This window comes from Kitasatospora sp. NPDC041988 (assembly GCF_055588525.1).
Window position 1 is genome coordinate 102760 of sequence record NZ_JBVJCO010000031.1, and the last position, 9829, is coordinate 112588.

Here is a 9829-nt window from a genome sequence, read left to right on the forward strand (position 1 = left end):
CAGCACCGCAGAAAAGTTTGGTGGGTTGAGAGGACAAAGGTGGGGGTCTCCCCTCCCCCCCTCGAGAAAACAACGAAAAAAGGGGGGCCCCCCCCCCCCCCCCGCCCCCCGGACCCCTTCGCCGTTGCGGGTCAGACCACCTGGTGCAGCCAGCGCACCGGGGCGCCCTCGCCCGCGTAGCGGAACGGCTCCAGCTCGTCGTCCCAGGGCTTGCCGAGCAACCGGGAGATCTCGGCCTCCAGGTCGGCCCCCTCGCTGCGGGCGCGCAGCAGGACGGCGCGCAGCCGGTCCTCGGGGATCAGGATGTCGCCGTGGATGCCGGTGACGGCGTGGAAGATGCCGAGTGTGGGCGTGCTGCTGTACCGTTCGCCCTCCGCCTTGGCGCAGGGCTCGCTGGTGACCTCGTACCGCATCAGCTGCCAGCCGCGCAGCGCGGAGGCGAGCTTCGAGGCCGTGCCGGGCTCGCCCTGCCAGGAGAGCTCGGCGCGCCAGTGTCCGGGCGCGGCCGGCTGGCGGATCCAGTCCAGACTCACCCGCACTCCGAGCACCCCCGCGACGGCCCACTCGACGTGCGGGCACAGCGCGCGTGGCGCGGAGTGGACGTACAGGACTCCACGTGTCGTCACCGGGACCTCCAGGCTGTGGACGAGGGTCGCCTTCCCCAGCTGCCTCGCGTTCGTGCCTGTAGTTGATCCACAGTTACCCACGTTAGCCGACATTAAGCCACTAAATTGAGCAAAACGGACAGGCTTTCGCTCAATGCTAGTCGAATCCTTAACGAGGTCCACCCCTCGGTCGGATCTCTCCCCCGAACGGCCCCATCGCCAGGCGGGACCACCGTACCGCGCCGCCCCGCACGATGGATGACGCACTTTCGGATCCGGCCGGAATGCGGTAGTGCGGCCGGTTCCCCTGCGCCCGGTACGCAAACCGCCCCGCACACCGGAGGTGCGGCGGGGCGGCCTGGCGGCAGCGGTACTGACGTGGCGTCAGCCGTCGAGGCGGACCACCATCTTGCCGGTGTTGACGCCGCGCAGCAGGTCCAGGAAGGCGTCCGCGGTGTTCTCGAAGCCGTCCACCACGGTCTCCTCGTTGCGCAGCCTGCCCTCCTTCAGCCAGCCGCCGACCTCGGCGACGAACTGCGGTTGCAGGGCGGCGTGGTCGCGCACCAGCATGCCCTCCAGGCGCAGCCGCTTGCCGATCGCCAGCGCCAGGTTGCGCGGGGCGGCCGGCGCGGAGGTCTCGTTGTACTGCGCGATCGCGCCGCAGAGCACCGCGCGGCCGTGCACGCCGAGCGCGCCGATCGCGGCCTCCAGGTGGCTGCCGCCGACGTTGTCGAAGTAGAGGTCGATGCCCTCCGGGGCGGCCTTGGCGAGCTGCTCGGCGACCGGGGCGTCCTTGTAGTTGAACGCGGCGTCGAAGCCGTACTCGCCGGTCAGCTTGGCGACCTTCTCCGCCGAGCCGGCCGAGCCGACCACCAGCGAGGCGCCCTTGAGCCGGGCGATCTGGCCGACCATCGAGCCGACGGCGCCGGCCGCGCCGGAGACGAAGACCCGGTCGCCCTCCTTGAGGGCGCCGACCGCCAGCAGGCCGGCATAGGCGGTCAGGCCGGTCATGCCGAGCACGCCGAGGTACGCGGAGAGCGGCACGGACGGGTCGACCTTCACCGCCTGCGTCGCGTCGACGGTGGCGTACTCGCGCCAGCCGAGCCCGTGCAGCACGGCGTCGCCCGGGGCGAAGCCCTCGGCCTCGGAGGCGACGACGTAGCCGACCGCGCCGCCGTCCATCGGCTGACCGAGCTGGAACGGCGGGACGTAGGACTTCACGTCGTTCATCCGGCCGCGCATGTACGGGTCGACCGAGAGGTAGGCGTTGCGGACCAGGATCTCGCCCGGACCCGGGGTCCGGACCGGCGCCTCGACCAGGGCGAAGTCGGTCGGGACGGGCCAGCCCTGGGGGCGGGCGGCGAGGTGCCATTCGCGGGCGGTGGCGGGCGCTTCCTGCTCGGCCATCGGGGTACTCCTTGTTGCCTAAAAGGTTGACTTACTGAAGTAACGATGGACATGAAAGGTTCATGTTGTCAACTGTTCAGGTAGACTGTGAGCCATGGACACCCAGCCGACCCCGTCCGGCGCGCCGGAGCCCGACGAGATCACCCGTGAGGTCGTCGACCTGATGGCCAACCTGGTCGCGCTCTTCCACCGCGAGTACGAGGAGGCCGCCGCCGCCCGCTCGCTCACCGGCGCCCAGGCCAAGGTCCTCGCCCTGCTGCGGCGCGGGCCGATGCCGATGCGCCACATCGCCCAGACCCTCAGCTGCGAGCCGTCCAACATCACCGGCATCGTCGACCGGCTGGAATCGCGCGGCTTCGTCACCCGGGAGGCCGACCGGCAGGACCGCCGGGTCAAGCTGGTCGCCGCCACCGAGACCGGCTCGGCCGCCTCCGAGGAGCTGCGCGAGTCCCTGAACTTCGCCCGCGAACCGCTCGCCGCCCTCGGCCCGGACGAGCGGACGGCACTGCGCGACCTGCTCCGCCGGATGCTCTCGGGCGCCTCCACCCCCGGGGCGTGAGCAGCATCACAGCCACGGCGGCCGTTCCGGAGCAATTGGCCGGCCATCGGATGTAACCGAACACTCCCCCGAAACGTCTAACGTTCGAGATTCGCACCGGCCTGCCCATGAGCCGGTGCGTGCAGGGAACGACACCAGAAGACGGGGGGCCCGGGGGGATGAGCAGCAGCTCGCGCCGGCGGCGCATCATACGGACCGCCGTGGGCCTCGCCGCCGTTCTCGTGCTGTCGGTGGCGGGGGCCGGGGCCTGGTTCTACCACCGGCTCGACAGCAACATCACCACCTTCGACGCGGGCGGCGTCGCCACCGAACGGCCGCCGGCCCCCGTCCCGGCCACGCCCGGCGCCTCCGTGCCGGTCAACGTCCTGGTCCTCGGCTCGGACACCCGCGACGACGGCAACGCCGACCTCGGCGGCGGCGACGAGGGTGTCGGCCACTCGGACACCGCGGTCCTGCTGCACATCTACGCCGACCACAAGCACGCCGTCGGCGTCTCCATACCCCGCGACGCGCTGGTGACCGTGCCGTCCTGCCGGCTGCCGAACGGCGGCTGGACATCGCCAAGGACGAACCAGATGTTCAACTCGGCGTTCACCATAGGCCAGTTCCCCAAGGGGAACCCGGCCTGCACCCAGAACACCGTCGAGACGCTGACCGGCCTGCGGATCGACCACACCATCGTGGTCGACTTCAAGGGCGTCGCCGCGATGACCGAGGCCGTCAACGGCGTCGACGCCTGTGTCCCCAACGACGTGAACTCGCACAACATCCACCTCAAGAAGGGCATGCAGAAGCTTTCCGGGCAGCCCGCGGTGGACTACCTGCGGGCCCGGTACGGGATCGGCGACAACTCCGACATCGGCCGGATGAAGCGCCAGCAGGCGTTCCTCTCCTCGATGATCAGGAAGGTCCAGGGCCTCGGCTTCTCACTGCCGACCCTGCTCCCGCTGGCCGACGCGGCCACCCGCTCGCTCACCGTGGACGAGGGCCTGGGCACCGCGATGAAGCTGGTGGACTTCGCCCAGTCGCTGCAGAGCATCAAGCTCTCCGACATCACCTTCGTCACCACCCCCTGGCGCTTCTCCGGCGAGCGGGTCGCGCTGGTCCACCCGGACGTCGACACCCTCTGGAAGCTGCTGCGCGAGGACCGCACGCTGGACGGGCAGAGCACCGGCCAGGTCGGCGACGCCCCGGCCGCCCCGGCCACGCCCACCTCCGCCACCTCGCCCACCTCCGTCGTCTCGCCCACCGCGCTCTCGCCCGAGCAGACGGCCGCGCCGATCACCGTGGTCAACGGCGTCGGCACCCCCGGGCTGGCCGGCAAGGGCGCGGAAGCCGTCCGCGCCAAGGGCTTCCAGAACGTCGCCCTGGGCCCCACCAACGGCGGCCGGCTGCAGACCGAGATCGCGTACGACCCGGCGCTGAAGGCCGTCGCCGACCGGCTGGCACCGCTCTTCCCGGGGGCACGGCTGGTCGAGGAGGCGGGCACCGAGGGGATCACCGTCACCCTGGGCCGCGACTACCGCCCGACGACCCCCACCGGGCTCGACGCCGTCGACGCCCCGGCCGGCCCGACGGCCGCCCCCTCGACCGGCCCCGCACCCGGCTCCACGCCCACGCCCACCGGCGTGCCCACCGGCATCGCCGAGAACAGCCGCGGAGCCGACACCGACCCCTGCGCCGACCTGACCTTCGGCTAGGACCCGCCCTCAGGCCGCTTCCGGCGGGTCCGGCAGACCGGTGACGACCGCGGTCAGCCGGGTGCCCGCCGGGAACGCGCCGGCCCCGGCCAGCTCGTACAGGGCGGCCAGCAGCTTGGCGACGTAGCGGCGCTCCAGGGCGATGCCGTGACGCTGCTCGAAGCCCTCGGCGAAGGCGGCCAGCCCGGCCGGCACCCGGCCGTAGCCGCCGCCGTGGTGGTCGTGGTCGATCCGCCAGTTGCCGAACTCCCGCCCGAAGGCGGCCCGGTGCAACCGGGTGACCTCGCCCTCCAGGTAGCCGGCGCCGCCGCGCAGCACCGCCACCCCGAGCGCCCGCGCGCCCGGCGGCAGGCCGGCCGCGATCCCGGCCAGGGTGCCACCGGTGCCGACCGGGCAGCAGACCACGTCCCGCCCGCCGAGGTCGGGCAGCTCCGCCGGGACAGCCGCCGCCCCGGTCGCCGCCAGGGCGTTGGAGCCGCCCTCCGGCAGCACCAGACAGGGCCCCCAGCGCCGCTGCAGCTCCGCCGCGACGGCATCGTCCGTCCCGCAGCGGCCGGCCGTCTCCCGGTACGCCGTCCGGGAGAGGAACTCCAGCCGCATGCCGGCCGCCTCGGCCGCCCGCAGCGACCAGTTGCGCGGGGCATCGGCCAGCTCCTCCCCGCGGACCAGCCCGACGCTCTCCAGCCCGAGGGCGCCGGCCGCCACCGCGACCGCGCGCAGATGGGTGGAGTAGGCACCGCCGAAGGTCAGCAGCCGGGTCTGCCCCCGCTCGACCGCCGCCGCCAGGTTGGGCCCGAGCTTGCGCCACTTGTTGCCCGGCACCGCCGGGTGCAGCAGGTCGTCCCGCTTGAGCCGCAGCTCCACCCCGGCCCGGGCCAGCACCTCGTCGGTGCAGTCCACCAGCGGGGTCGGCAGCAGTGCGGGTTCGAGCATCGGGCCAGGATACGGAGGCCGGGCGCGGCGCCGGGGCGCCGGGTGCGCCGGACGGGGCCGCCGGGGCTTCGACGGGGATTGGGCCCGGTAGCGCGCACGGCGGACGGGCCCGGGGGCATGCCACTGACCCTGCGGCGCCCGCGAACCCCTGACCGGCGACGGCGCCGCGGTCGGAAGGCTGCGGAGGGCCGCAGGGTCGGTGGCGTCGTGGCTAGGCCCGCTTGCGGCCGCAGATCACCACGGTGTCCGAGCCGAGCGCCACCCGCCCGGTGGGCTCGATGCCGGCCTCGTCGAACCACTGCTCGTACTCCCGGCCGGTGTAGACCATTCCCTCGCCGGAGGCGATGGTGTGGAAGTACGCCGAGAGGTAGGCCGCCCGGTCGGGCCCGGTCTCCTCGTCGTTCTGGTAGGGCGTCACCACGAAGATCCCCCCGCCAGGGGCGAGGGCGCGGGAGGCCTTCGCCAGCAGGGCCCGGATCCGGTCGGCGGACCAGATCTCCAGGAAGTGCGCGAAGAGCAGCGAGTCGCAGCCGGCCGGGAACTCGTCCTTGAACACGTCGAGGCTCACCGCGTTCACCCGGTCGGTCAGCCCGAGCTTCCGGATCGTGGCGTTGGCACTGGCCGCGACCGAGGGCAGGTCGGCGATGGTGACCCGCAGCTCGGGCCAGCGGGCCACCAGGTTCGAGGCGTTGATGGCGGTGCCGCCGCCGATGTCGAGCAGGTGGGTGTACCCCGAGAGGTCGAGCTTCTCCTTGAGCTCCTCGCCGACCAGCCGGCTCACCGAGGCCATCATGGTGTGGAAGGTCGACTCCAGCTCCGGGTGATCGGCCAGCCGCTCGTACATGGTCGGCGCCGTGCCCGGGATCTCCCGCTGCAGACCGATGTTGGTGTCGGCCTTCAGCGCCTCGGGAAACCAGGACATCGCCCGGTAGATGCCCTGCTGCTCCCAGGGGATGAAGGTGGCGGGCGACTCGTCGAGGTTGTCGGCGAGCGGCTGGGTGAGCGGGGTGTTGTAGTAGCCGCCGTTCTCCTTCTGCAGCAGGCCCATCGTGGTGCAGCCGAGCAGCAGTATTCGGGTCGGCTGCTCCTTCAGGCCGAGACGGGCCGCGATGTCCGGCATCGCGATGCCCGGCTCCTGCTCGAGAATGGTGAAGAGGCCGAACTGGAAGGCCGCGCTGAGAAACTGGAAGCGGTAGTGGGCCTTGTACAGCGGTCGGAGCTCGACCTCGATGGGCTTCGCGGTTGGTGCCATGTCCAAGCCTCCTGGGCAATCGGTGTGATGGTCGCGGTCACGGTGCGGCGCACGGACGGGCCGGTGCCGGCAGGTCGTCGGAACCCGGGCGTCGGGCCCGGGAAGGGTTTGCGGGGATTGCCCGGGGCGGAGGGTCCGGCCGCCCCCGGGTGCTAGCCGCCGGCCGCCAGCCGTTGCCGGACGGCCCGCTGGATCTCGGAGGGCCCGCAGGCCCACACCAGCACCCGCCCGATCGCGCGGGCGGCCGGACGGTCCCAGCCCGCTCGCACCAGGCCGGGCCGGCGGATCCCGAGCTCGGTCCTGGCCCACGGCGGCAGCAGGCCGATCGACCCGTTCATCAGCAGCCTGGTGGCCACCCGCTCACGCGGGCCGCGGCCGAAGCCGCGCAGGAACCGGACGCAGTCGAGCGCGGCGGGGGTGGCCCGCAGCTCGGGACGGATCCGCGCCAGGTACCGGTCCACCTCGGCGGCCGAGCGCGGCACGCCCGCCGCCCCCAGCCGCTCGCCGACGAGGGCGGCCTCCGCGTAGTAGCGGTCGCACTCCGCGGGCGAGAGCGGGGTGGCCGAGAAGACCTGATGGCCGGCCAGGAAGCAGCTGACCTCTGCGGTGTGCACCCAGGTGAGCAGATCGGGATCGTCCGCGCGGTACGGCCGTCCGTCCGGCGCCCTGCCGTGGATCCTCGGGTGCAGCCGTCGGACGGCCTCGATCGCCTCCCCAGCAGCCGCCGTCGAGCCGAAGGTGGTGGTGGTGACGAAGCGCGCCGTCCGGTTGAGCCGGCCGGTCGGGTCGGCCCGGAAGTCGGAGTGCGCGTCCACGGCTGCCATCGCCAGCGGGTGAAGCGCCTGGAGCATCAGGGCCGCGAAGCCGCCGGTGAGCATCCCGGCCGGGTGGCCGTTGACGCGCCACACGACGCTCTGCGGACCGAACAGCCCGGGATCCCCGGCCGGCCGGTCGTACCGTTCCAGATGCAGGTCCGGCCCGTGCACCGAGGCGTTGATCTCGGCCAGCAGACGGGCACGGAACGCGGCCGACGGAGTCACCCGGCGATCCTGCGGCGTCCGTCCGGTCATGGCGTCCGAGCGCCGCTCGGCGGCGTGACCCGGTCGAGGGGGCCCGGCTGGTCCTCGGCGGGCCGCTGGGCCGCCCGGCCCATGGTGAGGACGGCCAGCGCCAGCACCGCGAGCCCGCAGCCGGCCATGATCGCCCAGCTGAGGTGGCTGGCGGCCGGGAACCCGGTGGCGAACGGACCGGCGATCCGGGCGGTCGTGACCGAACCCAGCACGGCGACTCCCAGCGAGGCCCCCACCTGGCGACCGGTAGAGGTGACCGCTGCGGCCACCCCGGCCTGGGACGGCGGCATCCCGGAGACCGCCGCGTAGGTGATGGGGGCGTCGAGCATGCCGAAGCCGATGCCGAACGCCACATACGCGAGGGCCAGGAACCAGATCGGGGTGTCCGCCGTGAGCCCGGTCAGCAGCAGGCCGCAGAGCGCGATGCCGCTCCCCGCCACCATCAGCGGCAGCCGAGGCCCGCGGGCGCCGATCACCCGGCCCGCCAGCGGGCCGAAGACCAGTGTCATCGCCGCCATCGGCAGAGTCAGGAGCCCGGCGTGCAACGGCGAGTACCCCCGCACGTTCTGCAGATAGAGGGAGTTGAGGAAGAGGAAGCCGGCCAGTGCGGCGAAGCCGCAGACCGCCGAGGCGATTGCCCCGCTGAACGACACGCTGCGGAAGAACCGCAGGTCCAGCAACGGTTCCGGGCGTCGCCGCTCGTGCCGCACCAGGGCCGCCGCCGCCAGGACGCTGGTGGCGAAGCAGCCGACGATCAGCCACGAGTCCCAGCCTTGGCGTGCCCCTTCGATGATCCCGAAGATCAGCGCCGCCAGCAGGACGATCACCAGCAGCTGCCCGCCGGGGTCGAGCCGGCGCGGGTGCGGCGCCTTGGATTCGGGAACGAACAGCGCGGTGAGGACCAGGGCGAGGACGCCGAACGGGATGTTGATCCAGAAGATCGACCGCCAGCCCGCCAGATCGACCAGCGCGCCGCCAACCACCGGGCCGAAGGCCAGGCTCATTCCGGCCACGCCGCCCCAGATCCCGATCGCCCTGGCCCGTTCCCGCAGGTCCGTGAAGGTGTTGGTGATGATCGACATGGCGACCGGGTTGAGCATCGCCCCGCCGACCGCCTGCAGCATCCGGAACCCGACCAGCGTCCCGGTGTCCGGCGCCAGGCCGCACAGCAGCGAAGCCAGGCTGAACAGCAGCAGACCGGTCTGGAAGGTGCGCCGGCGGCCGAACCGGTCGGCCATCGAGCCGGAGAGCATCAGCAGACTGGCGAGCACCACCGTGTAGGCGTCCGCCGTCCACTGCAGGCCCGTGGCCGTGGCGTCCAGATCGTGCTGGATGGCGGGAAGGGCCAGATTCACGACCGTCGTGTCCAGGCCCACCATGAACAGACTCAGACAACACACCGCGAGGGTCAGCCACTTGAGTCGCTTCTGCGGCACTGAAGACACATCCGTCATTATGTCCTCCATGCATATGACATGGTAGGGCGCCAGGTTGACGCATCGTCACCTCTTCCACCCCTCCCGCCCGTGACCCACCGCTCAGCGCGTCTCGATCAGCTTCAGCTCGGGGTGTGCGGTGCCGCCCTCGATCGCGGTGGAGGCGATGTGCGAGGCGACCCGCGGGTCGACCGGGTCGTTGGCCGGGTCGTCCAGCACCCGCAGGTGCTGGTACGTGGTCGAACGCTGCGCCGGGACGCGGTCGGCGGCCCGGATCAGGTGGATCAGCTCGGTCAGGTTGGAACGGTGCTTGGCACCGGCCATCGACACCACGTTCTCCTCCAGCATGACCGAGCCCAGGTCGTCCGCACCGTAGTGCAGCGACAGCTGGCCGGCCTCCTTGCCGGTGGTCAGCCACGACCCCTGGATGTGGGCGATGTTGTCGAGGAAGAGCCGCGCGATCGCGATCATCCGCAGGTACTCGAAGACCGTCGCCTGGGTCGAGCCCTTCAGGTGGTTGTTCTGCGGCTGGTAGGTGTACGGGATGAACGCCCGGAAACCGCCGGTACGGTCCTGCACGTCACGGATCATCCGCAGGTGCTCGATCCGCTCGGCGTTGGTCTCGCCGGTACCCATCAGCATGGTGGAGGTCGACTCCACACCCAGGCCGTGGGCGGCCTCCATGATCTCCAGCCACCGCTCACCGGACTCCTTGAGCGGCGCGATCGCCTTGCGCGGCCGCTCCGGCAGCAACTCCGCACCGGCACCCGCGAACGAGTCCAGGCCCGCCCGGTGGATCCGGGTGATGGCCTCCTCGATGGACACACCCGAGATCCGGGACATGTGCTCGACCTCGGACGCACCGAG

The 9829-nt window shown here is 72.2% G+C and carries 9 protein-coding genes; 2 read left to right on the top strand and 7 right to left on the bottom strand.

Going from position 1 to position 9829, the window contains the following annotated elements; translation table 11 throughout:
- Window positions 1-131 precede the first annotated feature (131 nt).
- Window positions 132-626, bottom strand: coding sequence for a DUF3145 domain-containing protein (locus ACZ6NC_RS27860; RefSeq protein WP_465736505.1), 495 nt, complete (start codon window positions 624-626; stop codon window positions 132-134).
- A 363-nt stretch (window positions 627-989) separates the two neighbouring features.
- Complete coding sequence (locus tag ACZ6NC_RS27865) at window positions 990-2012, bottom strand: NADP-dependent oxidoreductase (RefSeq protein ID WP_465736506.1); 1023 nt, start codon at window positions 2010-2012, stop codon at window positions 990-992.
- A gap of 94 nt (window positions 2013-2106) precedes the next feature.
- Here ACZ6NC_RS27865 and ACZ6NC_RS27870 point away from each other — a divergent pair, with 94 nt between their 5' ends.
- Together ACZ6NC_RS27870 and ACZ6NC_RS27875 are read left to right on the top strand one after the other, a co-directional pair.
- Window positions 2107-2571: a MarR family winged helix-turn-helix transcriptional regulator gene (locus tag ACZ6NC_RS27870; RefSeq protein ID WP_465736507.1), complete on the top strand. Its 465-nt coding sequence runs from the start codon at window positions 2107-2109 to the stop codon at window positions 2569-2571.
- A gap of 158 nt (window positions 2572-2729) precedes the next feature.
- Entirely contained in the window at window positions 2730-4271 is a 1542-nt protein-coding gene (locus ACZ6NC_RS27875) for an LCP family protein (protein WP_465736508.1), read from the top strand.
- A gap of 9 nt (window positions 4272-4280) precedes the next feature.
- Here ACZ6NC_RS27875 and ACZ6NC_RS27880 read toward each other — a convergent pair whose 3' ends face one another.
- The 5 genes from ACZ6NC_RS27880 to ACZ6NC_RS27900 all read right to left on the bottom strand — a co-directional run.
- Window positions 4281-5204, bottom strand: a complete 924-nt coding sequence (locus ACZ6NC_RS27880) for a 1-aminocyclopropane-1-carboxylate deaminase/D-cysteine desulfhydrase (protein WP_465736509.1) — start codon at window positions 5202-5204, stop codon at window positions 4281-4283.
- Window positions 5205-5415: 211 nt separating this feature from the next.
- Complete coding sequence (locus ACZ6NC_RS27885) at window positions 5416-6456, bottom strand: methyltransferase (protein ID WP_465736510.1); 1041 nt, start codon at window positions 6454-6456, stop codon at window positions 5416-5418.
- A gap of 152 nt (window positions 6457-6608) precedes the next feature.
- Entirely contained in the window at window positions 6609-7496 is an 888-nt protein-coding gene (locus ACZ6NC_RS27890; protein ID WP_465736511.1) for an oxygenase MpaB family protein, read from the bottom strand.
- A 26-nt stretch (window positions 7497-7522) separates the two neighbouring features.
- Window positions 7523-8980: an MFS transporter gene (locus ACZ6NC_RS27895; RefSeq protein WP_465736512.1), complete on the bottom strand. Its 1458-nt coding sequence runs from the start codon at window positions 8978-8980 to the stop codon at window positions 7523-7525.
- A gap of 84 nt (window positions 8981-9064) precedes the next feature.
- The coding region (locus tag ACZ6NC_RS27900) for a radical SAM protein (protein ID WP_465736513.1) at window positions 9065-9829 on the bottom strand (765 nt) is incomplete at its 5' end.